We start from the raw sequence: 24,798 nt of genomic DNA, 5'->3' as shown, positions 1-24,798 counted from the left end.
CCGGAATCACGCACGCTCGCCGGTGAGTCGATACGGCTCAGAGGCGCGCCGCCAGCTCGGTGCCCTGCTTGATGGCCCGCTTGGCGTCCAGCTCGGTCGCCAGTGCCGCCCCGCCGATGACATGCGGTCGCACGCCGCGTTCACGCAATCCATCCTCGAGATCACGCACCGACTCCTGACCGGCGCAGATCACCACATTGTCCACGGCCAGCACCTGCGGGCGTGACTTCTTCGGACCGTAGCTGATGTGTAGCCCCTCATCGTCGATGAGGTCGTAGTTCACTCCGGAGAGCTGTTGGACGCCTTTGGCTTTCAAGGATGCCCGGTGCACCCAGCCGCTGGTCTTGCCCAGCTTGCGGCCCTGCGAACCCTCGGTCCGGGCCAGCAGGTAGACCTGTCGGGCCGGCGGCGCCGGATCCGGTGGCAGCAACGCGCCGCGGGCGTCCCAGGGGTCGGCGGCGCCCCACTCGGCCTTCCATTCTTTGAGATTCAGCGTCGGAGAGGACTCCGCGTTCGCCACAACCAGGAATTCGCTGACGTCGAACCCGATCCCGCCGGCGCCGATCACCGCCACCGCGTCTCCCACCGGTCGGCCGGTGATCGCCTCGGCGTAGGACAGCACCATCGGATGTTCGATGCCGGGGATCTGCGGGATCCGGGGCTTCACACCGGTGGCCAGAATCACCTCGTCGAAACCGGTCAATTCGTCGACATGGGCGCGGCTGCCCAGCCGCACGGTCACCGCGTACTTGTCCAGCATCGTGGTGTAGTAGCGAATCGTTCCGGCGAACTCCTCTTTCCCGGGAATCCGCTTGGCCAGGTCGAATTGGCCGCCGATGAACTCGTTCGCCTCGAACAGTGTCACCGCGTGGCCGCACTCGGCGGCCGTCACCGCCGCCGACAGCCCGGCCGGCCCGGCGCCCACCACCGCGACGCGTCGACGGTGCCGTGTCGGGCGCAGGACCAGCGTGGTCTCATGGCCGGCACGAGGGTTGACCAGGCACGAGACCTTCTTGTGCACAAAGGCATGGTCCAGGCAGGCCTGGTTGCACGCGATGCAGGTGTTGATCTCCTCGGCCCGGTCGGCCGCGGCCTTGCGCACCCAGTCCGGATCGGCCAGCATCGGGCGGGCCATTGAGATCAGCTGCACCGAGGTCTCGGCGAGGATCTGTTCGCCCGCCTGCGGCATGTTGATCCGGTTGGACGCCACCACCGGGATCGTGACGTGGTCGGCGACCGCGTGGGAGATGTCGACGAACGCGCTGTTGGGGACCGACGTCACGATGGTCGGCACCCGGGCCTCATGCCAGCCGAAGCCGGAGTTGATCATGGTGGCCCCGGCTGCCTCGACTTCGGTTGCCAGGTCTAGGACTTCGTCCCAGCTCTGGCCTTCCTCGACATAGTCGGCCATCGACAGCCGGTAACAGATGATGAAGTCGGGCCCTACCGCCGCGCGGGTGCGCGCCACGATCTGCACCGGGAACCTGCGCCGGTTGGCCGCTGTGCCGCCGTAGCGGTCGGTGCGTTTGTTGGTGCGCGGCGCCAGGAACTGGTTCAGCAGATACCCTTCGCTGCCCATGATCTCCACGCCGTCATACCCGGCGTCGCGGGCCAGTTCGGCCGCCCGGGCGAAGTCGCCGATGGTCGAATCGACCCCCCGCGTCGAGAGTGCCCGCGGCCGGAACGGGTTGATCGGCGCCTTGATCGCCGAAGCGCTGACCGAAAACGGATGGTAGGCATAGCGTCCCGCGTGCAGTACCTGGAGCAGGATCTTGCCGCCCGCGTCGTGCACCGCGTCGGTGACGCGCCGGTGGCGCCGTGCGTCTGCGGAGCTGATCATCGCCGAGGCGAATGGCAGCAACCAGCCCGACCGGCTCGGTGCGTATCCGCCGGTGATGATCAACCCGACACCGCCGCGGGCGCGCTCGGCGAAGTACTCGGCCAGTTTGCCGATGTCGGAGGCCCGGTCCTCCAGACCGGTATGCATCGAACCCATCACCACCCGGTTGTCCAGGGTGGTGAATCCCAGATCCAACGGGGACAACAGAATCGGGTACGGGCTGGTGGATCCGATTGTCACAGTGTCGTCCTCACTTCAGTGCCGCCTCAACCTCGTCGAGCCAGTCGATCGCGCTTTCCTCGGCCCGGATGCCGCCACGCAGCACCAGGTACTGATGCAAGGCGGTTCCGGTCAGCGAGCCGGGATCCGGGAATTGCTTTTTCTCCAGGGTGCGATAGACGTCCAGCCGGGTGGAACGCTCGGCGCGCAACGTGAGGGCCTGCTCGCGCACCGCGGCGGCGTCCCCGTAGCAGGAGCCGCGGATCTTGACCGCCAACTCCCGCAGTCGGTTGTCCACCACCGAGCTTCCGCGACCGGCGAGCGGTGCGGCGATCCAACGAGCCAACTCGGCCCGGCCCGCCTCGGCGACGGTGTAGACCTTCTTGTCCGGGCGGCCACGTTGGGCCACCTCGGTGGCGTGCACCCAGCCGTCGGCTTCCATGGCGCTCAGCGTGCGGTAGATCTGCTGGTGAGTGGCGCTCCAGAAATACCCGATCGAGCGGTCGAATCGGCTGGCGAGCTCGTAACCGGAGCCGGCTTGCTCACGTAGCGACACCAGGATCGCGTGCGGAAGGGCCACGAGCGTGAGCATAGGCACCGTAGTGGCACCTATGCAACTAGTTGCAGTGCAACGGCGCGCATAGCCCGGACGGGCGGTGCCGCTCTCGCCCTCGCGCCGCGGTTAATATCAGAAGCCGATGAATCCGCCGTGTTCCGCCGCAGCCCCGTGAGTCCCGCACACGGTGGCAGATCAGCCGCGCTGCCGACTTTCCCGTGGGACACCCTGGCCGAGGCGACGGCGCTGGCCAAGGCGCACCCCGACGGCATCGTCGACCTTTCCGTGGGCACCCCGGTCGATCCGGTCGCCCCGGTCATCCGCGACGCGTTGGCGGCGGCCTCGTCGGCGCCGGGGTATCCGGCCACCGCCGGCACACCGGCGCTGCGGGCTTCGGCGGTCGCGGCGCTCGCCCGCCGCTACGGGATCACCAGCCTGGCAGAGTCGGCGGTACTGCCGGTGATCGGCACCAAGGAACTCATCGCCTGGTTGCCGACCCTGCTCGGCCTCGGCGGCGACGAGGTGGTCGTGGTGCCCGAACTGGCTTACCCGACCTATGAGGTGGGTGCCCGGCTGGCCGGAGTGTCTTGGGTGCGCAGCGACGCCCCGGAGCGACTCGGCGGTGCACCGCCGGCTCTGGTGTACCTGAATTCGCCGAGCAACCCGACCGGAGCCATCCTGACCGTCGGTGAGCTGCGCGCGCTCGTCGGCTGGGCCCGCGACAACGGGGTGCTGCTGGTCTCCGACGAGTGCTACCTGGGGCTGGGCTGGGACGCCGAACCGCGGTCGGTGCTGCACCCCGAGGTATGCGACGGCGACCACGGCGGCCTGCTGGCGGTGCATTCGCTGTCGAAGACCTCGTCGCTGGCCGGCTATCGGGCCGGCTTCGTTGCCGGCGACGCCGCCGTGGTGGCCGAGTTGCTCGCGGTGCGCAAACACGCCGGGATGATGGTGCCGATGCCGATCCAGGCGGCGATGGTCGCCGCGCTGGACGACGACGCGCATGAACGTGAGCAGCGCGACCGGTACGCGCGCCGCCGCAATGTGTTGCTACCGGCAATGCACGCGGCCGGGTTCACCATCGACCTGTCGCAGGGTGGGCTGTATCTGTGGGCCACCCGCGGCGAGGAGTGCCGGCGCACCGCCGGGTGGCTGGCCGAGCGCGGCATCCTGGTGGCGCCGGGGGAGTTCTACGGGCCGGCCGGTGCCGAGCATGTCCGGGTGGCGCTGACCGCGACCGACGAGCGGATCGCTGCCGCGGCCGAGCGGCTCGCGGGGTAGCCCGCACGCATCTTCCTCATCCAGAACGAACCCGAAGCGCACCGAAAGCATGGGCGGACTTACCGCGCGGCGAGATTCTATCTGCGGTCTATCGCGTGGAACCGACGCGCCGTGGTGTGCCCCCCGACCGACAGTGGATCGCTGGACGGCCCATTCGTGCAGGTACTGGCTCTGGGGCGGGGTGATTTGCCGGTAGTTCCAGCAGGCGCCCCCGACGACGGGTGACCGGCGGCGGCCGGGGCGAGACGCCGCAGTGCCGGGCTCCCGGTTGAGCCGATCGCATTAATCTCACCACAAACCGGTGGCCGCAAACGGCGACGAAAGTTCTTGAGCGAATGGGCAGCACGGTTGCGGTCCGGCGATATACGCGAGGAGTTGTGTGATGGACTTCGGAGCGTTGCCGCCGGAAATCAATTCGGCGCGGATGTATTCCGGCGCCGGGTCGGCGCCACTGCTGGCTGCCTCATCCGCCTGGGGTGCGCTTGCGCAGGAACTGCATACGGCGGCCGAGGTCTACCAGTCGCTGATTGCGGAGCTGGTCGATGTCTCCTGGTGGGGGCCGTCGGCGATGGCGATGCTTGCCGCAGTCGGGCCCTACGTGTCGTGGATGAGTGCGACCGCCGCCCACGCCGAGCAGGCCGCCGTCTATGCGCGCGCGGGTGTTGACGCCTATGAGATGGCCTTTGCCGCGACGGTTCCACCGACCGAGGTCGCAGCCAATCGGAGCCTGCTGAGTCTGCTGGTGGCAACGAACTTCCTGGGGCAGAACAGTTCTGCGATCGCGGCAACCGAAGCACAATACGCCCAGATGTGGGCGCAGGACGCCATGGTGATGTACGGCTACGCGGGAGCCGCTCGGGTCGCATCCGACGTGACGCCGTTCTCCACGCCACCGGAGACCACTGCTGCGAACGCACAGGAGGGCCAGCGGGCAGCGCTCACTCAAGCGGCCGAGTCCTCCGCTCAGCAGCAGTCCTCGACAGATCTGATCAGTGCGATCCGGCAACTGCTGGATCAGCTGTCCTCATCGCCGATGCAGTCGGGGGGCGAGGACGTCACGCAGTACCTGCCGCAGGTCCTGAAGAACACCACCAGCAGCATCGTTGTGGTGCAACGACTCGCCTCGACGCCGGCCAATATCATCGGATTGGCCAAAGGGCTGTTGCCGCCCGCGGCCGCTGCGGCGCCGGTTGTTGTTCCACCGATCGCCCCGGTGGTGCCTAGTGCAGTCGGAGCAGGGTGGTCGGCCGGCAGGCCGACGGCCGGCTTCGGGCGAGCCAGCTTGGTCGGCAAGCTGTCAGTGCCGCCGAGCTGGGCCGGCGCACTGCCCGCGACGAGTCCGGGGGCCGCGTTGCCGGCAGCGCCCCTCGGAGCGGTCGGGGCCGACGGGCACCAGCCCACGGGACTGTTGCGGGGGGTTCCGCTAACCGGTGCACCCCGGACGTCCTCGTACCGGGACGGCTACGTCAACCGCTACGGATTCCGGTACAACGTGTTGCCGCACAACCCTTCCGGCGGCTAGCTCTCCGCGTCCGAATTCGAGATTAATCGCATTGCGAATCTTTCTCTGATTCCCCGGCGTCGGTCCATCGCGTCAACTGACTCGACGAAGCTCGCGCGCGATATATGCAGTGCTCAGGGCGATTACGTAACGCTTCGTCGGCTTGGAATGCGGCGCGCGTGGTCATTGGTTGAAGTCCTGCGCCAGAGATTGTGCGTTCGCAGCCAGGCGACAACTGGACAGGATCTTCCTAGGCTCAAAGGCAAATACCGGCATGACGTCGTCAAGGACGTTGGCGCAGAAACAAATTAGGAGTGGATACATGTCGTTCGTCAACACACAGCCAGAAGCGTTGGCGACGGCTGCCAATGGCCTGCGGGTGATCGGCTCGGTGCTGGCTGCCCAGAATGCCGCCGCAGCAGGCCCCACGACCACGCTGGCTCCGGCAGCAGCCGACGAGGTGTCGGCATTGACGGCAGTGCTGTTCGCCGCTCATGCGCATACCTACCAGGAGGTCAGCGCTGCGGCCGCGGCGATTCACGAGGAGTTCGTGAAGACGTTGGGCCTCAGCTCCGAGTCATACGCGGTGACCGAAGCGGTCAATGCCGCTGCGGCGAGTTAGTTGATCGCCATGGATTTCGGGTCATTGCCGCCGGAGATCAACTCGGCACGCATGTACTCCGGCGCCGGCTCGTCGCCGTTGGTCGCCGCTGCGTCGGCGTGGAGCAAGCTGGCCGCCGAGCTGAATTCGGCGGCCGACAGTTACGACACGATCGTCACCCGGCTGGCCGGTGAGGACTGGCTCGGACCGGCATCGGCGGCTATGGCACAAGCCGTCGCACCCTACGTGGAGTGGATGAGCACCACCGCTGCACAGGCTGAACAGGCTGCAGCGCGGGCACGGCAAGCTGCCGCGGCCTTCGAGAGCGCTCTGGTCGCGACGGTGCATCCGGCCGACGTCGAAGCCAACCGCGCGGCGGTGTCGTCGTTGACGTCGACAAACGTGCTGGGACAGAACACCCCGGCGATCGCCGTGGCCGAGGCGGACTACGGCCAGATGTGGGCGCGCGACACCGCCGCCATGTACGGGTATGCCGGCGAATCCGCATCCGCCTCGCAGGTAGCGCCGTTCGACGTGCCCGATCCGACCACCACGCACAGTTCGCAGACAACGGAAGCGGTTTCGGCGGCCCAGGCCGCGTTGGCCGGCTTGACCTCGCCGGTTTCCTCGGCCGCCGGGGCGGCGGACGCGACGCCTACGCCACTGGACAGCTTCTTGAACGACGTCTACACGTTGTTCGGTCTGAAGTACACCGTCGGAAGCCCGGTCGGCAACCTGCTCGCCCCGTGGTCGTCCTACGTCGCTCCGGTGCAGAGCAGCATCGCGATCTCGCACTTCGCCACCGGTGCAATCAACAGCAGTGTTTCGCTGTCCAAGGCGATGGCGCCGGCGGCGGCCGCCGCGAAGGTCGGCGGGGAGGCGGCCAAGGCGGCGGCAGGGGCGTTGCCGGCAGCGGTCGCGGCTCCGGGGTTGGGCGCCGTCAGTGCTGCACTACCGACGGCCGCGCTGGGCAGCGCCGTCACTGCCGGTCGGCTGTCGGTGCCGGCCAGCTGGATGGCGACCGGCCCGGCCGGCCTGGGCGCACCGATCCCGGTGAGCACCGTCTCCGCTATCACCCCGGATATGGAGGGTTCCGGAAATCTCATGGGCGGCATGCCGCTTGCCGGTGCCGCGGCCGGCGCCCGAGGATCTGGTCCCCGGTACGGATTCCGGCATCAGGTCATGGCGCGGCCTCCGTCGGCCGGATGACGTCAGGCCGGCTGCCGGTGGTTCCCCCGGGTGCTCGGTGCCTCGAGGGCTGCGCGGAGGAACTGGCCGGTCAGTGTCACGGCCTCGCGGCCCTCCGGAAGTAGGCCGGCCAGCACCGGAAAGGCGTGGACACCGCGTCGCCAACGGTGAGTCCGGACCGGGCTGCCGGCCTCGTTCAGCCGACGGGTGAAGGTGAGGATGTCGGGCTCCAGCAGTTCGCGTTCGCCGACGGTGAAGAATGCCGGCGGGAACGCGGACAGGGGTGCGTTGACGGGTGTGCGCAAGCCGGGTAGTTCGATGTCGCCACGCAGCCACTTGGACTTGGCCCGGCGCACCGCGCTCAGGGGTTGGTAGGCATCGTGTTTGAGCAGCGCGGGGTCGTGCTGGTCGGCGTCGAGGCTGAGTTGCGGGGAGTAGCCGACGAATGCGGCGGGGCGTTCGAGACCGTCGCGGTGGGCGAGCTCGCAGATCTTGGCGGCCAGAAATCCGCCGGCGGAGTCGCCGGCGACGATGACCTTTCCGGGCGCCGCGACGCGGGCCAGCGCCTGATAGGCGGCGTACGCGTCGTGTGCCGACGTGCCGACGCCCACGTCGGGAAGCTGGCGGTATCGGACGGAATGCACCGGCACGCCCAGTGTTTCGGCCAGGGCACCGCACAGCCGGCGGTGCGTTGCGGGGCCGCAGAACAGGAACGCGCCACCGTGCAGGAACAGGACGTGGGAGCCGGCCAGTACGTCGTCGGCGGGCTGCGACGGGGTGCACGTCTGGACTGGGACGTCTCCGAAGATGTTGTGACAGTGGCCGACCCGCCGCGACTTCGGCAGCCGCCCGAAGACGGTTTCGATCAGTCGCAGTGCGCGGATCCCCCGGTCGCCCAACGGCCAGACCCGATAGATCTGCTTGAGGAAGATGCGCGCGAGCCAATACAGCACCACCGACATCGGGCTGGGCCGGCGATGTTCGATGATCGGCGTCGCGGTCATGAGGCCGGCCGGTGCGGCGGCACGATGGTGCCGTAGTTCAGCCCACCGTGGGAGAACGTCGGGATCAGCGGCCATTGGCGCTTCCACGGCAGGCATTCGGAGGAGGGCAGCACCTGCAGCCAGCGCGGGTCACGCGGCGAGCGAGAGGCCATCGTCTTTTCCTTGACCATCGAGTCGTACTGGTCGAGGCTGTCCTCGAGGGTGTTGCCATTGAGGACGACCTCACGGCCATAGAACGCCGCCTGCTGTTTGACGCCCGGGATCTTGGACAGTTCGGGCTGCCAATTATCTGGTGCCATACCGTTTTCCGACGAGACCCATACCCCGTCGGGGGTGTTGATGCACAGCGAGTGGTTCCCGTCGGTGTGTCCAGGGGTCCACAGCAGGCTGATGCCGACACCGAGTTCGACGTCTCCGTCGAACACTTCGAGCCGGTCTTCGTCGACGCCGGCCATCCCGTCTTTCACATACCAGGCCCATTGCATCGGGTGCAGCGATTCGAATGTGCCGAGTTCCTTGCGGTGCACTAGTAGCTTCGCGTTGGGAAACAGCGGTTTCCGCGGCTGGCTCTCTCCTTCGATGGGCTCGGTGCTGCCCATGATCATCCGCACATCCTGGACGTGGAGATGGTCGAAACTGACGTAGTCGACGTCGGCGTTGGTCAGCCCGAGGCCGGGCAGGACCCGATCGGGGTCGTTGTAGTACTTCGCGAACAGCTTTCCGGCGTGCAGTGTGTTACCGAACTTGCGGAGCTTGTCGAAGAACGGCGCCTCGGCGGAGCCTTCGGCCACCGTCGGTTCCCACACCAGCGTTTTGAGTTTCCCGTCGAATCCCTCGAACTGGACCACCATCATCCGGTTGATGATGGAGATGAACGGGTTGAGGTTGACCGAATAGCCCTGGAAGGCGAATCGGGCCGGGTACGGCGCCACCGCGATATCGACGCTTTTGATCGCCCGGATCTGCCCTTGACTCAGAAAGCGCTCCCGGTAACGGCTGGCGGCGTCGCGGACCGCAGCCAGCCGATCTCCGCGGGGCCAGATCTGGTGGACGCCATCGAATTCCGGGATGGGTCGTAGCACGGTGGGCTCAATGGTGGTCATCGGTGTTCTCCGTATCGGTATTGGCGAGGAGTTGGGATTCGTAGCGGGTGCGCACGGACGATCCTCGGGTTGCCGCGACCTGATTGGGGACCAGTCGACGCAGGACGGGGTCTCGGGCGAGTTGCGGCAGCAGATCGGCGAAACGGCTGAGTGGCCCGACGTAGCGGGGGATCGTCACTTCGAACCGGGGACGCGCGATCACCCGCAGCACGGCACGGGCGACATCTGCGGGTTGCAGGAGTCTGGCCGCGCCGGTCGCGGTGCCGGCCGCCAGTTCAGTGTCAACGACGCCGGGCATGATCACCGACAACTGCACGCCACTGCCGCGTAGTTCTTCGCGGACACCCGTCAGATAACCCCGCACGCCGTGCTTGGTGGCTGCATACGTCGACTCTCCCGGGGGCGACAGCCGTGCGGCGGCCGAGGCGATTGTCACGATGTGGCCGCGGCCGCGGTCCCGCATGGGCGGGGCCGCCAGTCGCACACCGCGGATGACGCCGTGCAGGTTTACCTCGATCATGCGTCGGGTCGCCGATTCGGGCTCCTCGTCGAATGCACCCGCCCACAGCACGCCGGCGTTGTTCACCAGCACGTCGATCGGGCCCCAGCGTGATTCGGTCGCACTCAGGAAACCGCGGAACGACTCGGTGTCGGTCACGTCGAGTGGGAGGCCTTGCACCGCGTGCCCCAACTCTTCTGCGGCGGCCTGCACCGCATCGCGGTCATAGTCGCCGATAGCCACCCGGGCGCCGGCGGCCGCGAGTTGCCGGGCGATTTCTCGACCGAGCCCGCGGGCCCCGCCGGTCACCGCGACGACTTGGCCCGCGACTTGTGCGCGCAATTGTTGTCGGTCCCTTCGCATGATCTGACATGTTGGTATGTCAGAATGGGTACTCTACTGTGCACGGGGATGGCGGACAAGGGTCGAGTAGTGCCGAAGCAGTCGGGTGCGCCGGCGAAAGGCCGCAGATATCAGGGCCTGACGTCGCAGGAGCGCACCAGCCAGCGCCGTGCCGCGGTCATCGGCGCGGCCTTGGAGGTGTTCGGCACGCTGGGCTACGCGACCAGTTCGGTGAAGAAGATCTGCGAGGTCGCCGGCCTGACCGAGCGGTATTTCTACGAGTCGTTCACCGACCGTGAGAGCGGCCTTGCTGAGGTGTACGACCAACTCGTTCGCCAGATGCGGGCGGCGACGCTGGCGGCCGTCGAATCCGCCGACGCCGACACCGACGCCAGGGCGCAGGCCGGTCTACGCGCATTCATCGGCTTCCTCACCGACGACCCCAGGCGGGCGCGGGTCGTGTTGATCGAAGTGGTCGGGGTCTCGCCGGCGATGGAGCAGAAGAGACACGGCGTGTTGGCCGACTTTGCCGACCTGGTCCTCGCCGTCTGGGCGGTTTCCCGTACCGAACCGCTTACCGAACGCGAGCAGCTGACCGCCGTGGCATTGGTTGGCGGCGTCAACCATCTGCTGGTCGACTGGCTGATGACAGGTCGCCGACAGCATCCCGCCGAACTTGCCGACGTCTGCGCCACCCTGTTCACCGCAGCGCGGCAACGGTTGGACAACGGGCAGCAATCCGAGGCCGCACGCCGATCGTCCGACTAGGGTTCGGCGGGTGGCGGCTCCGCCGCGGGCGGGGCGCCGCATTCACCGGTGAGAATCCGGGCGATCGCGTCATGTTCGGCCTGGGTGACCCATAGCCCGTAGCCGGATTTCACGTCGACGATGCGGGAGACGTACTCGCAGCGGTAGGACTTGTTGGGCGGCAACCACGTTGCGGCGTCGCCGTCTCCTTTCTGCTCGTTGATCGGGCCGCTGGTGGCCTGCAGGTTCAGCGGATCGTTGGCGAAGTTGCGCCGGGTGGGTTCATCCCACTGCTGAGCGCCCTTCTGCCAAGCATCCGACAGCGCCACAACATGATCGATCTGCACCACCCGAGAGGTGCCCCGACCGCGCTGGAAGGCGATCGCGGCACCGGTGTAGGGATCGTTCAACACGCCGGATGCCACCACGCAATCGTTTGTGCCCGGCTTGATTTCGATGTCGACCAGATCGCGGCGCAGGATGTCGTTGCGGGTATCGCAGCCGTTGTGTCCGTCGGGCACTGTCACGTCGTCGCTCCACGCCGGGCCGAACTGCGCGCGTTCGTAACCGGTCTTGGGCGCGCGGCCCTTGATCGGCAGGGCGTCGAGCTTGGCCAGTTCGACGGACCCGTCGGCGGCCCCGGCCACAACCGGGTCGGCGGACGCCGGGGCGGCCGGCGCGACGATCAGCAGGGCCGCCGCAACCGCGCCGTACCCGGCCCACCTGCGTTGCCGATCGACCACGGCACCTCCCTATTCTGCTGAGCTGTCGCGGACGCTATCAGCCTGCTCCGACACGATCGGCGACGATCTGCGGGCGCGAGGCGGTTGCCGGGCGCAATAAGGTGAATCGATGCGTGTGCATCCCGAAGTCGCCGATGCGCTGGCCGCCGGCCGGGCCGTGGTGGCGCTGGAGAGCACGATCATCACGCACGGCCTGCCGCGCCCGGACAACCTGCGCATCGCCCGCGAGATCGAGAACGCGGTGCGTTCGGCGGGCGCGGTGCCGGCCACCATCGCGATCCTCGGGGGCCGGCCGCACATCGGTCTCGACGACGGCGCGCTCACCCACCTCGCCACCGCGGGCACCGCGGTCAAAGTCAGCGTCCGCGAAATCGCGATGCTGGCCGCCGCCGGTGGCGACGGCGCGACCACGGTCGCCTCGACCGCGCACCTGGCCGCGGCGGCGGGTATCACGGTGTTCGCCACCGGTGGGCTCGGCGGTGTGCACCGCGGCGCACGCGAGAACTGGGACGAATCCGCCGACCTCACGACGCTGTCGCGCACTCCGGTGCTGGTGGTCTGTTCCGGCGTCAAGTCGATCCTGGACATCGGTGCGACGCTGGAGCGACTGGAGACGCTCGGGGTGGGGGTGATCGGTTACCGCACCGACCGGTTTCCCGCCTTCTATCTCACCGACTCCGGTCACCGGATCGACTGGCGGGTGGAGGATCCGGCGCAGGCCGCCGCGGTGCTGCGCGCCCGCGCCCGGCTGGGCACCGACGGCTACGGGCTGGTGCTGGCCAATCCGATCGACGCCGACGCCGAACTGGACCGCGGGCTGCACGACCGGGTGCTCGCCGACGGGTTGGCCGCCGCCGAGGCGGCGGGGGTGCGCGGCAAGGACGTCACCCCGTTTCTGCTCGACCACTTCCACCGCGGAACCCGCGGCGCGTCCGTCGCCGCCAATGTCGCACTGGTGCTGGTCAATGCACGGCTGGCCGGGGAGATCGCCGTCGCGTACGCAGCCGGGTAAAGGCCTGCCCGTCGCGCCGAATTTCGCGTAGCATGAGCCTTTATAACCGCTGGTCTGGCCGGCACCCTCTGCCGACGGGGCTACGACTTCGGCGGAGGGCGGCCCGATGGCAGACGTGCTGAGCCGGGGTGTGGCGTGAGCCTGGCGAGTATTCCCGGCAGGCAGTTGTTGCCACTGCGGCCGTACCCGCCCAGAGGCGGCCCGCGAGGGGCCTTGGTCTACCGGGTCATCGCCACCACCGACCACAAGCTGATCGGCATCTTGTACATGGTGACGACGTTCAGCTTCTTCCTGGTCGGTGGCCTGATGGCGTTGCTGATGCGCACCGAACTGGCCGCGCCGGGACTGCAGTTCCTGTCCACCGAGCAGTACAACCAGTTGTTCACCATGCACGGCACCATCATGTTGCTGCTCTACGCGACCCCGATCGTGTTCGGCTTCGCCAATCTGGTGTTGCCGCTGCAGATCGGCGCTCCGGACGTGGCTTTCCCGCGGCTCAACGCCTTCAGTTATTGGCTCTACCTGTTCGGCGGCTTGATCGTCGTTGCCGGGTTCCTGACGCCGGGCGGAGCGGCGGATTTCGGCTGGACCGCCTACACCCCGCTGAGCGGCCTGACCCATGCGCCCGGCGCGGGCGCCGACCTGTGGATCGTGGGGCTGGCGGTCTCCGGGTTGGGCACCATCCTGGGTGCGGTGAACATGATCACCACGGTGGTCTGCATGCGCGCCCCCGGGATGACGATGTTCCGGATGCCGATCTTCACCTGGAACGTTCTGATCACCTCGATCATGGTGTTGATCGTCTTCCCGTTGCTCACCGCGGCGCTGCTCAGTCTGGCCGTCGACCGTCACCTGGGCGGGCACATCTACGACGCATCCAATGGTGGAGTGTTGTTGTGGCAACACCTGTTCTGGTACTTCGGTCACCCGGAGGTGTACATCGTGGCGTTGCCGTTCTTCGGCATCGTCACCGAGATATTCCCGGTGTTCTCCCGCAAGCCGGTGTTCGGTTACACCCAGATGGTGTACGCGACGATGAGCATCGCGGGTTTGTCGACGGCGGTGTGGGCGCATCACATGTTCGCCACCGGCGCGGTACTCTTGCCGTTCTTCGCAGTCATGAGCTACATGATCGCGGTACCGACCGGTATCAAGTTCTTCAACTGGATCGGCACGATGTGGCAGGGCCAGTTGACTTTTGAGACGCCGATGCTGTTCTCGCTCGGTTTCGCGGTGACATTTTTGGCCGGTGGGCTGACCGGGGTGATGCTGGCCAGCCCGCCGCTGGACTTCCATGTGCACGACACCTATTTCGTGGTGGCGCACTTCCACTACGTGCTGTTCGGCACGATCGTGTTCTCGACTTTCGCCGGCATCTATTTTTGGTTCCCGAAGATGACGGGTCGGTTGCTGGACGAGCGGCTGGGCAAGCTGCACTTCTGGTTGACGTTCATCGGGTTCCACACCGCGTTCCTGGTGCAACATTGGCTGGGCAACATGGGTATGCCGCGCCGGTACGCCGACTACCTGCCCACTGACGGCTTCCAGCCGTTCAACGTCGTCTCCACGGTCGGAGCGTTCATCCTCGCCGCGTCGGTGCTGCCCTTCGTGTGGAACGTGTTTCGCAGCTGGCGCTACGGCGAGGTCGTCACGGTCGACGACCCGTGGGGCTACGGCAACTCGCTGGAGTGGGCGACCAGCTGCCCGCCGCCGCGGCACAATTTCACCGAGCTGCCCCGGATCCGTTCGGAGCGGCCGGCTTTCGAAATGCACTACCCGCACATGGTGCCCCGGTTACGCGACGAGATCCATGTCAGGCGCCGTGAAAGCGCCACGGAATCCGCGTCGCGCCGCTGATCGCGCGACGTCAGGAGGCCGACCCGGTCAGGGGCCGATCACCTTGGCGATGCACATGTCCGGCTCGACGAACGGGTCCAACTCGGCGTGTAGCGCGGACTTTCCGCCGGCTGTTCCGCCGGCGTTGAGCAGCCCGCGCAGCAGGCCCAGATGCATGGCACAGCTGACTTCGGGGTGGGACCGCGCCAAGTCGCGGACCGGGCAGGCGTGCAGTCGGATCGCGCACTCGCGGCGCCCGTCACCGACGTCGGCCGCTGCGGTGAGTTCCGGGCCGAACCCCATGCGTTCGAAAGCCCCGGCGATCCGGCCGGCGTGGTCGTCGACGCCGGATCCCGGAGCCGTCCCGTTCGACTCGACGGGACCGGCGGAGTCGTCGGAGGCCACGATCCTGCCGGCCCAGCGCCGGCCCGCTCGTTCGGCGCGTTGCCGACGCTCGGCGGTGGTGTCGCCGAGTTCCATCGCAAGGATCTCGGCGAGGCTGCGGTAATCCAACCGGTCGCGGACGGCGACGTAACCGGTGCGGGGGCGCCCGACGCCGTCCCGCTTGATCCGGGTGCGCGCGACCGAACCCTCCTCGCACAGCGCATCGAGGTGGAACCGCACCGTGGTGACGTGTAAGCGCATCTGCTCGGCGATCTCGGTGGCATCGACCGCGCCGGCGGCCGCACCGACCAACCGCAGCACCCGTTCGCGCTGTTGGTTGCGCGGTAACCGCTGGCTGCGATTGGCACCGCGCCGTTGGTCGGGCTGGTCGGACATCGGAATGCCTCTCGTCGAGGAGTTACCTGCAAATTTAATGGAACACGCTCCTTGATACCAGGCGTGTCGGCAAGCAGTTGCTCGGCAGATCGGCTGCCGCCCGCCCCACCGGTAACCGGTAACGTCCCTCAGGTGCTGTTGACCTCGCTGGACACCCGTGTCGACGATACCGCCGATGCGGTGCGCATCGACAACACCACACTTAGCCGGGCCGACCTGAGGGCTGCTTCGGCCGCGGCGCTCGAAGACCTCGGCGGCGTGGGGCGGGTCGCGGTGCTGGCCACCCCGACGGCGTCGACCGTGCTGGCGGTCGCCGGTTGCCTGCTTGCCGGGTTGCCGGTGGTGCCGGTCCCCGCCGACGTCGGCGTCGCCGAACGTGCGCACATCCTGCGCGACTCGCAAGCGCAGGCCTGGCTCGGGGAGCGGCCCGACGATCTGTCCGGGCTACCGCACGTGCCGGCGCGGTGCGGCACGGAATCGTCGTATCGGCCGGTCGAACCGACGGGTTCCGACGACACCGCGCTGGTCATCTACACCTCGGGCACCACCGGTCCACCCAAGGGCGTGCAGTTGAGCCGGCGCGCGCTGGCGGCGGACCTGGACGCGCTGGCCCAGGCCTGGCAGTGGAGTCCCGACGACGTACTGGTTCACGGCCTGCCGATGTATCACGTGCACGGTCTGGTGCTGGGCCTGCTGGGGTCGCTGCGGGTCGGGAACCGCTTCGTGCACACCGGCAAGCCGACCCCGGATGCCTACGCGGCCGCCGGCGGCTCACTGTATTTCGGGGTGCCCACCGTGTGGTCGAGGGTGGTGGCCGACCCCGCTTCGTCCGAGGCGCTGCGGTCGGCCCGGCTGCTGGTGTCGGGCAGTGCGGCGCTGCCGGTTCCGGTGTTCGACCGACTCGTCGCGCTGACCGGTCACGCGCCCATCGAGCGTTATGGCAGCACCGAATCGCTGATCACACTGAGTACCCGCGTCGACGGTGAGCGCAGACCCGGCTGGGTGGGTCTGCCGCTGGACGGTGTGCAGACCCGGCTCGTCGGCGAGGACGGCGGTCCGGTGCCGCATGACGGAGCGACCATCGGGCGGCTAGCGGTGCGCGGACCGACCCTGTTCAACGGATACCTCAACCTGCCGGAGGCGACCGCGGCAGCCTTCGACGCCGAAGGCTGGTACCGCACCGGGGATGTCGCGGTCATCGACGCCGACGGGATGCACCGGATCGTCGGGCGGGAATCGGTCGACCTGATCAAGTCCGGCGGCTTCCGAGTAGGGGCCGGGGAGATCGAGACCGCCCTGCTCGGCCACCCCGGGGTGGCCGAGGTGGCTGTCGTGGGATTGCCCGACGAGGACCTGGGGCAGCGCATCGTCGCGTTCGTCGTCGCCTCCCCGGACGGTGCAGCGAAATCCGACGAGCTGATCGCGTATGTGGCACAACAGCTGTCGGCACACAAGCGACCGCGCGAGGTGCGGATGGTGGATGCGTTGCCGCGCAACGCGATGGGAAAGGTACTCAAGAAGGCTTTGCTGCCGTAGGCTCACGCTTGCGTGATCCGAAACCAGAAGGGTGGGCCCTGCTTGTGAAGCCTATGAAGCGATTCAGTCTCGCCGTAGTCACCGTCCCTGCCGCCTTCCTTGTGGCGGGGACGTTCGTGCTCGGCGGATGCTCGAGCGTCAGCAAGGTCATCAACAAGGGCGGCGACACCACCTGTCAGGAGTTCAACAGCCACGACGACGCGAAGCAGCGGTCGGAAGTCTCCAAGATGCTCAAAGACAAGAACGGCAACGAGCCGGCCAACATGGAGCTCTCTGCGACGCGGGTCGCGGTCAGTGCCTACTGCAAGACGATAGGCAAGGACAGCGACAAGATCAGCAACGCGATGCTGTAGCGGTCGCGCGTCAATCGGCGCATTGACTGCGGTAACCGCAGGGGCCGGCAGGTTCCCAGGTCCGCATCGCGGCTTCGACTTCGTCGTCGTCGAGTGCAGCCACCGGCAGCGGCGATTGGCCACTGCGGTAACGCATGCCGTCGAGAAGGATGGCCACATAACGGCGCCACAGGTCTGCGTCGACATGGCCGGCGAACTCGCTGACCGCGCCGGCCAGGAGCCCGAAGATCGGCATGTCCGTCGATGACAGTTCGGGGCGCAGACGACCGTCGATCCGCGCCCGTTCGACGAGTCTCTTCAGGACGGGGACAAGCCGCTCTTGGGCGGCCGTCACTCGATCGCCTCCGTACCCCTTACTGAAGGCCATCTCCCGCAATCCTCGGTCGGTCGCCGTGATTTCACACATCTGCTCGACGTACCACACGAATCCCTGCCACGGGTCTGGTTGGCGCAGAGCCGATTCCGCCAAGTCTGTGAGCTGATTGAGGCCATCTTCGAAGACCGCCTCGAGCAACTCCTCCTTGCTGGCGAACCTGCGGTACACGGTTCCGACTCCCACGCCCGCATGATGCGCGACGTCGTTGAGATTGGGTTCCAGCCCCTTGCTCGCAAACAGGTCACGGGCCGCGGCCAGGACGCGCTCGCGGTTACGCTCGGCGTCTTTGCGCAGCGGCCGGGCGGTGTCCTCACTCACACTCACCCCACCGAGTGTAATGCGAACAACAAGCAAACCGGATTGACTTTATCCACTTAAATAACTTAGCTTGGCTTACCTGGAACTGCGACGTCGGCCGAACCCGGTCAACTTCGGGGAAGGCGACGATGAAAAAACTGATCGGCCGGGTGTGGCTGCCCGCCTTGATCGTGACGGCAGTCGCGGCAGGCGCCGTCACGGTCGCGCAGCTGCGGACGGTGTTCGGTTCGCATCCTGTCGTGGTGACCGACCTGTCCTCGGACAACGCGGAGGACTTCAACCCGAAGTTCGTGACCTACGAGGTGTTCGGCTCGGGCGGCATGGCCGTCATCAACTACATGGATCTCGAAGGCAAACCGCAGCGCGTTCTGGATGCGGCCTTGCCGTGGACGCTGAGGCTGCAGACCACCGTGCCCTCGGTGATGCCCAACATCCTGGCCCAGGGTGACGGCGACACGATCAGCTGCCGGGTCACCGTCGACGACGAGATCAAACAAGAGCGGACGGCGACCGGAGTGAATGCCGAGACCTTCTGCTTTGTGAAGGCAGCATGACCGCGCCGACGGACGACATGCCCACCGAGGCCATTCCGGTGGCACGTCACGCCGAGACGCCGCGGATACCCCGGTTCATCCGGAAGTTCGCGGTGCCGATCATCCTGGCGTGGATCGCCCTGATTGCCGTCTTGAACATCGTCGTCCCGCAGCTTGAGGAAGTCGGCAAGCTGCGCGCGGTGTCGATGAGCCCCAACGACGCACCGTCGATGATCGCCACCAAGCGAGTCGGCAAGGTGTTTCAGGAGTACGACACCAGCAGCTCGGTGATGATCGTGCTCGAAGGCGACCAGCCGCTGGGCGCCCAGGCGCACGAGTTTTATGACCAGATGGTGCGCGATCTGCGCGCCGACACCACCCACGTGCAGCACGTCCAAGACTTCTGGGGCGACACACTGACCGCCAAAGGTGCTCAGAGTGCCGACGGCAAGGCCGCCTACGTTCAGGTCTACATCGCCGGCGACCAGGGCGAAACGCTGGCCAACGAGTCTGTGGACGCGGTGCGGCACATTGCATCGGAGAGCCCGGCCCCGGCCGGGGTGAAGGCCTACGTGACGGGGCCCGCGGCAACCAGTTCCGATCAGAACCACGTCGGTGACAAGAGCATGGAAACCATCGAGATGCTCACCTTCGCCGTCATCACGGTGATGCTCTTGACCGTCTACCGATCCATCATCACCACACTGATCGTGTTGCTCATGGTCGTATTCGAACTGTCGGCAGCCCGGGGGATGGTGGCATTCCTGGGATTCCACAAGCTGTTCGGCTTGACGACCTTCGCAACCAACATGCTGGTGACGTTGGCTATCGCGGCCGCCACCGATTACGCGATCTTCCTGATCGGTCGATATCAGGAGGCGCGCAAAGCCGGTGAGGACCGAGAAGCCGCTTACTACACCATGTTCCACGGCACCGCGCACGTGGTGCTGGCCTCGGGGTTGACCATTGCCGGCGCGACGTTCTGCCTGCATTTCACCCGCCTGCCGTACTTCCAGACGATGGGTATCCCGCTGTCGATCGGCATGGTGATCGTGGTCGCGGCTGCCTTGACGCTGGGGCCCGCCGTCATCTCGGTGGCTGGTCGCTTCGGCCGGGTGCTCGAGCCCAAGCGTGTCACCCGGTCCCGTGCATGGCACCGCGTCGGTACCACCACCGTCCGCTGGCCCGGGGCGATCCTGGTGGCCGCCGTCGCGACATCGCTGATCGGCCTGCTCGCGCTACCCGGCTACCACACGAACTACAACGACCGCATCTACCTGCCCGATGACGTCTCGGCGAATGTGGGCTACGCGGCGGCAGTCCGGCACTTCTCCGAGGCGAAGATGAACCCGGACCTGATGATGGTCGAAACCGACCGCGATCTGCGCAACCCTGCCGACTTCCTGGTGATCGACAAGATCGCCAAAGCTCTCAAGAACGTGCACGGTATCGCCCAGGTGCAGACCATCACCCGCCCAGACGGAGACCCGGTCAAACATTCGACGATCCCGTACACCATCGGGCAGAGCGGCACCGCCCAGCTGATGAACAACGACTACTTGCAGACCAATCTGGAGAACCTGCTCAATCAGGCCGACGATCTGCAGGCCAGCATCGATTCGATGACCGAGATGATGAGCATCCAGCAGGATCTGGCCGCGGTGTCGCAACGGATGGCCGACAAGATGGCGAACACGGCGGTCGACATCGGCGAGATGCGAGACCACATGGCCGATTTCGATGATTTCTTCCGAGTGTTCCGCAACTACTTCTACTGGGAACCGCACTGCTTCGACATCCCCATCTGCCATGCACTGCGGTCGATCTTTGACACCATGGACGGCATCGACGTCATGTCCGGCGACTTCGACGACCTGGTCCCCGACATGGCGCGCATGGCCGAGCTGATGCCGCGGATGGTCGCCGTGATGCCGGCGCAGATCCAGTCGATGAAGAACCAGAAGCAGACGTTGCTCAACCAGTACCAGGTGCAGAAGGCCCAGCAGGACCAGAACATGGCGATGCAGGAGAATTCCACCGCGATGGGCGAGGCGTTCGATGCCGCCAAGAACGACGACTCGTTCTATCTCCCGCCGGAAGCCTTCGACACCGCCGATTTCAAGCGCGGCATCAAGCTGTTCTTGTCTCCCGACGGACATGCGGTGCGGTTCACCATCATTCACCAAGGCGATCCGTTGACCCCCGAGGGAATATCGCGCATCGAACCGCTCAAGGTCGCGGCGGCCGATGCGATCAAAGGAACACCGTTCGAGGGGGCCAAGATCTACCTCGGCGGCAGCGCAGCGATGTTCTACGACATGCAGCAGGGCGCCAACTACGACTTGCTGATCGTTGCGACGGCCGCACTGGTCCTGATCTTCATCATCATGATGGTCCTGACCCGCGCCGTGGTGGCCGCAACGGTGATCGTCGGCACGGTGGTGCTGAGCCTTGGCTCGGCGTTCGGCTTGTCGGTGGTGCTGTGGCAACACATCGTGGGCATCCCGCTGCACTGGATGGTGCTGCCGATGTCGGTCATCGTCCTGCTCGCCGTCGGTGCGGACTACAACCTGCTGCTGGTCTCGCGCATCAAGGAGGAGATCCACGCGGGCCTGCACACCGGGCTCATCCGCGCCATGGTCGGCACTGGCGCGGTGGTCACGGCCGCAGGTCTGGTCTTCGCCTTCACCATGGCTTCCATGTCGGTCAGCGCGTTGATCGTGATCGGCCAGGTGGGCACGACCATCGGACTGGGTCTGCTCTTCGACACCCTGGTGGTGCGGTCCTTGATGACACCGTCGATCGCAACCTTGCTCGGGCGCTGGTTCTGGTGGCCGCAACTGGTGCGTCCGCGCCCGGTTCCGCAGCCCTGGCCGCAGCCGGTTCAGCGGGACCGGGAGCGCGAGGAGGCCCTGGTCTGATGCGACGCGGTGCGACCATGTACCGATGACGCGGTTCGGTCAGCTGCCGTAGAGGTGCAGCGCCCGGCCTGTCACGGTGGCGATGTCGCCGCTGAGCTTCGCGATGGGCGGACCGCCGCGCTGATGGATCACGTTCGCCAGCACGATCACGTAGGTGTCCGACCCGGGGTCGATCCACAGCGTCACCCCGGTGAAACCGGTGTGCCCGAAGCTGCCGATGGGAAAGACGACGCCGCGCGGGAGGGAGTGCGGCGTGTCGATGTCCCAGCCAAGACCCCGCAGGTTCTGCCCGGGTATGGCCGGATAGTGCGGGGCCAGCAGCGGATCGGTCGCGTTAGGGGTGGCCGCGATGGCTTGCTGGGCGGCGTCATTCGCCGCTGCGAGCTGGGCAGCGTCGTGCCCGGGCTGCTGCGGCGACGTCATCAACTCCACAGTCGACTGCCGCAGCGGAAACGCACTCGGGCGCCCCGCGAGGCGGTCCAGCAGAGCTTGGGCGAACCGGCCGACGTCGTGCGCCGTGGAGAACACCCCGGCACTGCCGGTCACCCCGCCCATACGGCGCGCCGTCGGGTCGTGCACGGTGCCGCGCAGCAACCGGTCGTAGTCCGGGTTGATGACCGGGGTGTCCTCGTCATGTGCCGTCGGTGCGATACGCGCCAGCAGACCAGTACTCCACGAACCCGGCGGACACTCGGCGACCGCGGGCGCGTCCTTGCCGAGCGCGATGGCCGTCCCGCGGATCTGTTGTGGTCCACAGGCTTTGGCTGCGGGCAGATATCGGGTCTCCGTCATGCCCAGCGGGGCAAAGACGTTGTCCTGCACGTAGACATCCAGCGGTTGGCCGGTGATCTTCTCGACCAGCGTGCCGAGGATGATGAAGCCGATGTCGGAGTAATGGAACAGCTGGCCTGGATCGAACTCCAACGGTGCGGTGAGTGCGCGATGAATGCCGTCGGCTTTGTCAGCCGCCGTCAGACCCCACGGACCCTGGTGACTCAGGTCGCCGCCGATGCCCGAGGTGTGCGTCAGCAGCATGCGCAGCGTCACCCGGGCGCGCCGGGGGTCGTTGTCCGCATTGAACTCCGGCAGATACGTCTGCACGGGATCGTCGATCTGGATGCGGCCCTGTTCGTAGAGCTGCAGAACGGCCGTGGCCGTCCCCAGCGATTTCGTCAGCGACGCCAGATCGAAGATGGTGTCCTCGGTCATCGGCTCGGCAGGGGAGGGCAGTTCGTCCAGGCCCGGTTCGCCGGCGAGCTTGCGTGCGCCGAAGGCCCGGTGGAACACGACCTTGCCGGCGTGCCCGACTCGGACCACCGCGCCCGGCAATCGGGGTTCGGCAACCGCATCGTCGACGAGTTGGGAGACGGGTGCGACCAGTTCCTCTTGGGGCGCGTAGGCGGTGTCGTCGCGGGGTAGCGGCGGAGCGCTGGTTGCGGCCGAAGTGTTGGTGACCGGCGGCGTGGGCGCCGGGCGGGCGCATGACGGTGCGGCCAGCGCGAGCAGGGCGACGCCCGTGGCGCAGGCCCGGGTGGTGTGCGATCTCGCGGCCGTCACCAGGTCGACGGTAGTCGGGTGGGTATCCGCCGTCCTCGGGGTCGGGGCCTGCGATCAGCCGTTCGGACATTGGAATAGATGCGCGTGGCGCAAGGTTGATCGCGTCGCCCGGTGATCAGCCCGCGAACCACCGGACACCGAATCAGGAGAAGCGATGGCAAGCGCGTCAGCGAAGAACGGGCCCCGGGTGGCCGTGGTGATCGGCGGCTCCGGCGGTATCGGCGGCGCGGTCGCGCGCCGGCTGGCCGCCGACGGCATGGCCGTCGCCGTCCACTACTCGGGCGGTGCGGCGGCGGCCGAGGCCGTCGTCGAGACGATCACCGCAGCCGGTGGAACGGCGGTAGCACTGCGTGGCGATGTCGCCGAGCCGGGAGAGATGACGAAGCTCTTCGATGACGTCGAGGCGCGCTTCGGCGGACTCGACGTGGTGGTCAACACCGCGGCGATCATGCGGCTGGCCCCGCTGGCCGAGATGGAGCTGGAGGACTTCGACCGGCAGCAGCGGGTCAACGTCCGGGGGACCTTCGTGGTCTCCCAACTCGCCGCCCGCCGACTGCGTCGCGGCGGCGCACTGGTCAACTTCTCCACCTCGGTGACCCGGCTTCGGCAGCCGGGCTACGGCGGCTACGCGGCAACCAAGGGCGCCGTCGAGGCGATGACCTTGATCCTCGCCCGCGAACTGCGCGGCCGCGACGTCACCGTCAACGCGGTGGCACCCGGGCCGACCCTCACACCCCTGTTCACCGACGGCAAGACCGCAGAGGCGATCGCCGCCCTGGCGGCCGCCGCACCCCTCGAACGACTCGGCACCCCCGAGGACATCGCCGAGTCCGTCGCGTTCCTGGCCGGGCCCGGCGGCCGCTGGGTCAACGGCCAGGTGCTCTTCGCCAACGGCGGTATCGCCTGACGCCGCCCGCAGCGCGGATCAGTTGGCGTGCAGGGCCTCGTTGAGCGCGATGCCCTGGCCGTCGCGGGCCACCACCTCGACCGCGCCGGTCGTCGAGTTGCGGCGGAACAGCAGGTTGTTGCCGCCGGCGAGGTCGCGGGCCTTGACGGTCGTGCCGTCGGGCATGACGACCTTGGTGCCGGCGGTCACGTACAACCCGGCCTCGATCACGCAGTCATCACCCAACGGGATCCCCAGCCCGGCATTGGCTCCCAGCAGGCAACGCTTGCCGATCGAAATCACCTGGGTCCCACCGCCGGATAGCGTGCCCATGATCGAGGCGCCGCCACCGACGTCGGAGCCGTCGCCGACCACCACGCCCGCCGAGATGCGGCCTTCGACCATCGAGGCGCCCAGCGTGCCGGCGTTGAAGTTGACGAATCCCTCGTGCATCACCGTGGTGCCGGACGCCAGGTGCGCACCCAGCCGCACCCGGTCGGCGTCGGCGATGCGCACCCCGGACGGCAGCACGTAGTCGACCATGCGCGGGAACTTGTCCACTCCGTAGACGGTCACCGGGCCGCGCCGGCGCAACCGGGCCCGCACCGACTCGAAGCCCTCGACCGCGCAGGGCCCGTAGTTGGTCCACACCACGTTGGTCAGCACCCCGAACAACCCGCCGGCATTGAGCCCGTGCGGTGTCACCAGCCGGTGCGACAGCAGGTGCAGCCGCAGGTAGCCGTCGTAGGCGTCGGCGGCGGCGTCGTCCAGCGAACCGATCACGGTGCGTACCGCCACGGTCTCGGTGCCGCGGTCCTCGTCACGCCCGAGGAGCTCCGCTAGATCGGTGGGTACGTCGTCCGCGTCGAGGCGGGTCGTTCCGGGTTCACCCGAGCCGCCCAACTCCGGTGCGGGAAACCAGGTGTCGAGTACCGATCCGTCTGCGGCCAGCGTCGCGAGTCCGACGCCCGAAGCTCCAGTCACGCCGGTCAGGCTACCCCGGCGGTCAGCGAGGCTCGACGAAGGAGAGGCGAAGCTGGACCGCCGAATCAACCCGGACGGCTGG

At 67.3% G+C, this 24,798-nt stretch carries 21 protein-coding genes and 1 pseudogene; 12 read left to right on the top strand and 10 right to left on the bottom strand.

Features of this window, described 5'->3' with window-relative positions:
* Window positions 1-37: 37 nt before the first annotated feature.
* Together ACZYY4_RS17600 and ACZYY4_RS17595 are read right to left on the bottom strand one after the other, a co-directional pair.
* The gene (locus ACZYY4_RS17600) at window positions 38-2,074 is read right to left on the bottom strand and encodes a 2,4-dienoyl-CoA reductase FMN-binding domain-containing protein (RefSeq protein WP_463811372.1); all 2,037 of its coding nucleotides are present in this window, start codon (window positions 2,072-2,074) and stop codon (window positions 38-40) included.
* A 16-nt stretch (window positions 2,075-2,090) separates the two neighbouring features.
* On the bottom strand, window positions 2,091-2,639 hold the full coding sequence (locus ACZYY4_RS17595; protein ID WP_463811276.1) for a PadR family transcriptional regulator: 549 nt from the start codon (window positions 2,637-2,639) through the stop codon (window positions 2,091-2,093).
* Window positions 2,640-2,786: 147 nt separating this feature from the next.
* Here ACZYY4_RS17595 and dapC point away from each other — a divergent pair, with 147 nt between their 5' ends.
* The 4 genes from dapC to ACZYY4_RS17575 all read left to right on the top strand — a co-directional run bounded on the left by dapC (window position 2,787) and on the right by ACZYY4_RS17575 (window position 7,207).
* Window positions 2,787-3,896 carry a succinyldiaminopimelate transaminase gene (gene dapC, locus ACZYY4_RS17590; protein WP_463811275.1) on the top strand — a complete coding sequence of 370 codons (1,110 nt, stop codon included), beginning with the start codon at window positions 2,787-2,789 and terminating at the stop codon, window positions 3,894-3,896.
* Window positions 3,897-4,278: 382 nt separating this feature from the next.
* A complete protein-coding gene (locus ACZYY4_RS17585; RefSeq protein WP_463811274.1) occupies window positions 4,279-5,418 on the top strand; it encodes a PPE family protein in 1,140 nt (379 codons plus the stop codon).
* 301 nt (window positions 5,419-5,719) lie between these two features.
* Window positions 5,720-6,019 carry a PE family protein gene (locus ACZYY4_RS17580; protein WP_463811273.1) on the top strand — a complete coding sequence of 100 codons (300 nt, stop codon included), beginning with the start codon at window positions 5,720-5,722 and terminating at the stop codon, window positions 6,017-6,019.
* Between the two features lie 9 nt (window positions 6,020-6,028).
* Window positions 6,029-7,207, top strand: coding sequence for a PPE family protein (locus ACZYY4_RS17575; protein WP_463811272.1), 1,179 nt, complete (start codon window positions 6,029-6,031; stop codon window positions 7,205-7,207).
* A 2-nt stretch (window positions 7,208-7,209) separates the two neighbouring features.
* Here ACZYY4_RS17575 and ACZYY4_RS17570 read toward each other — a convergent pair whose 3' ends face one another.
* The 3 genes from ACZYY4_RS17570 to ACZYY4_RS17560 are packed head-to-tail and all read right to left on the bottom strand — an operon-like array spanning window position 7,210 to window position 10,155.
* Window positions 7,210-8,190 carry an alpha/beta hydrolase gene (locus tag ACZYY4_RS17570; RefSeq protein ID WP_463811271.1) on the bottom strand — a complete coding sequence of 327 codons (981 nt, stop codon included), beginning with the start codon at window positions 8,188-8,190 and terminating at the stop codon, window positions 7,210-7,212.
* Window positions 8,187-9,293, bottom strand: coding sequence for an MBL fold metallo-hydrolase (locus tag ACZYY4_RS17565; RefSeq protein ID WP_463811270.1), 1,107 nt, complete (start codon window positions 9,291-9,293; stop codon window positions 8,187-8,189). The genes ACZYY4_RS17570 and ACZYY4_RS17565 overlap by 4 nt, the downstream gene beginning before the upstream one ends.
* Window positions 9,280-10,155, bottom strand: a complete 876-nt coding sequence (locus ACZYY4_RS17560; protein WP_463811269.1) for an SDR family oxidoreductase — start codon at window positions 10,153-10,155, stop codon at window positions 9,280-9,282. The genes ACZYY4_RS17565 and ACZYY4_RS17560 overlap by 14 nt, the downstream gene beginning before the upstream one ends.
* Window positions 10,156-10,203: 48 nt before the next feature.
* Here ACZYY4_RS17560 and ACZYY4_RS17555 point away from each other — a divergent pair, with 48 nt between their 5' ends.
* The gene (locus ACZYY4_RS17555; protein ID WP_463811268.1) at window positions 10,204-10,902 is read left to right on the top strand and encodes a TetR/AcrR family transcriptional regulator; all 699 of its coding nucleotides are present in this window, start codon (window positions 10,204-10,206) and stop codon (window positions 10,900-10,902) included.
* Here the strand turns inward: ACZYY4_RS17555 and ACZYY4_RS17550 are convergent.
* Window positions 10,902-11,573 (bottom strand): annotated as a pseudogene (locus ACZYY4_RS17550) (HNH endonuclease family protein); the annotation flags it as partial. The gene ACZYY4_RS17555 and the pseudogene ACZYY4_RS17550 sit on opposite strands and share 1 nt — an antisense overlap.
* A gap of 160 nt (window positions 11,574-11,733) precedes the next feature.
* Between ACZYY4_RS17550 and ACZYY4_RS17545 the strand changes: the two are divergent.
* Window positions 11,734-12,636, top strand: a complete 903-nt coding sequence (locus ACZYY4_RS17545) for a pseudouridine-5'-phosphate glycosidase (RefSeq protein WP_463811267.1) — start codon at window positions 11,734-11,736, stop codon at window positions 12,634-12,636.
* Window positions 12,637-12,771: 135 nt separating this feature from the next.
* Window positions 12,772-14,493 (top strand): aa3-type cytochrome oxidase subunit I, encoded by a 1,722-nt coding sequence (ctaD, locus tag ACZYY4_RS17540; RefSeq protein ID WP_463811266.1) that lies wholly within the window; start codon window positions 12,772-12,774, stop codon window positions 14,491-14,493.
* A gap of 27 nt (window positions 14,494-14,520) precedes the next feature.
* On the opposite strand, the gene ACZYY4_RS17535 is transcribed toward ctaD, so the two are convergent.
* Window positions 14,521-15,252, bottom strand: a complete 732-nt coding sequence (locus tag ACZYY4_RS17535) for a helix-turn-helix transcriptional regulator (protein WP_463811265.1) — start codon at window positions 15,250-15,252, stop codon at window positions 14,521-14,523.
* Between the two features lie 132 nt (window positions 15,253-15,384).
* Between ACZYY4_RS17535 and ACZYY4_RS17530 the strand changes: the two genes are divergently transcribed.
* The gene (locus tag ACZYY4_RS17530) at window positions 15,385-16,788 is read left to right on the top strand and encodes an acyl-CoA synthetase (protein WP_463811264.1); all 1,404 of its coding nucleotides are present in this window, start codon (window positions 15,385-15,387) and stop codon (window positions 16,786-16,788) included.
* A gap of 53 nt (window positions 16,789-16,841) precedes the next feature.
* On the top strand, window positions 16,842-17,141 hold the full coding sequence (locus ACZYY4_RS17525; RefSeq protein ID WP_463811263.1) for a hypothetical protein: 300 nt from the start codon (window positions 16,842-16,844) through the stop codon (window positions 17,139-17,141).
* A 10-nt stretch (window positions 17,142-17,151) separates the two neighbouring features.
* Here the strand turns inward: ACZYY4_RS17525 and ACZYY4_RS17520 are convergent, their stop codons facing one another.
* Window positions 17,152-17,841, bottom strand: a complete 690-nt coding sequence (locus ACZYY4_RS17520; protein WP_463811371.1) for a TetR/AcrR family transcriptional regulator — start codon at window positions 17,839-17,841, stop codon at window positions 17,152-17,154.
* 122 nt (window positions 17,842-17,963) lie between these two features.
* On the opposite strand from ACZYY4_RS17520, the gene ACZYY4_RS17515 reads away from it, so the two are divergent.
* Both ACZYY4_RS17515 and ACZYY4_RS17510 read left to right on the top strand, forming a co-directional pair.
* Window positions 17,964-18,389: an MmpS family transport accessory protein gene (locus ACZYY4_RS17515; protein ID WP_463811262.1), complete on the top strand. Its 426-nt coding sequence runs from the start codon at window positions 17,964-17,966 to the stop codon at window positions 18,387-18,389.
* A complete protein-coding gene (locus ACZYY4_RS17510; protein ID WP_463811261.1) occupies window positions 18,386-21,289 on the top strand; it encodes an MMPL/RND family transporter in 2,904 nt (967 codons plus the stop codon). Before ACZYY4_RS17515 ends, ACZYY4_RS17510 begins: the two co-directional genes overlap by 4 nt.
* A gap of 39 nt (window positions 21,290-21,328) precedes the next feature.
* Here the strand turns inward: ACZYY4_RS17510 and ACZYY4_RS17505 are convergent, their stop codons facing one another.
* Entirely contained in the window at window positions 21,329-22,849 is a 1,521-nt protein-coding gene (locus tag ACZYY4_RS17505) for a serine hydrolase domain-containing protein (RefSeq protein ID WP_463811370.1), read from the bottom strand.
* 151 nt (window positions 22,850-23,000) lie between these two features.
* Between ACZYY4_RS17505 and ACZYY4_RS17500 the strand changes: the two genes are divergently transcribed.
* Window positions 23,001-23,753, top strand: coding sequence for an SDR family oxidoreductase (locus ACZYY4_RS17500; protein ID WP_463811260.1), 753 nt, complete (start codon window positions 23,001-23,003; stop codon window positions 23,751-23,753).
* Window positions 23,754-23,771: 18 nt separating this feature from the next.
* Here the strand turns inward: ACZYY4_RS17500 and dapD are convergent, their stop codons facing one another.
* The gene (dapD, locus tag ACZYY4_RS17495) at window positions 23,772-24,725 is read right to left on the bottom strand and encodes a 2,3,4,5-tetrahydropyridine-2,6-dicarboxylate N-succinyltransferase (protein ID WP_463811369.1); all 954 of its coding nucleotides are present in this window, start codon (window positions 24,723-24,725) and stop codon (window positions 23,772-23,774) included.
* Between the last annotated feature and the right edge of the window lie 73 nt (window positions 24,726-24,798).

It is taken from the genome of Mycobacterium sp. IDUB_21, from assembly GCF_055419425.1.
Note: the sequence above shows the minus strand (reverse complement) of the source record. Positions and strands in the feature narration are given on the sequence as shown.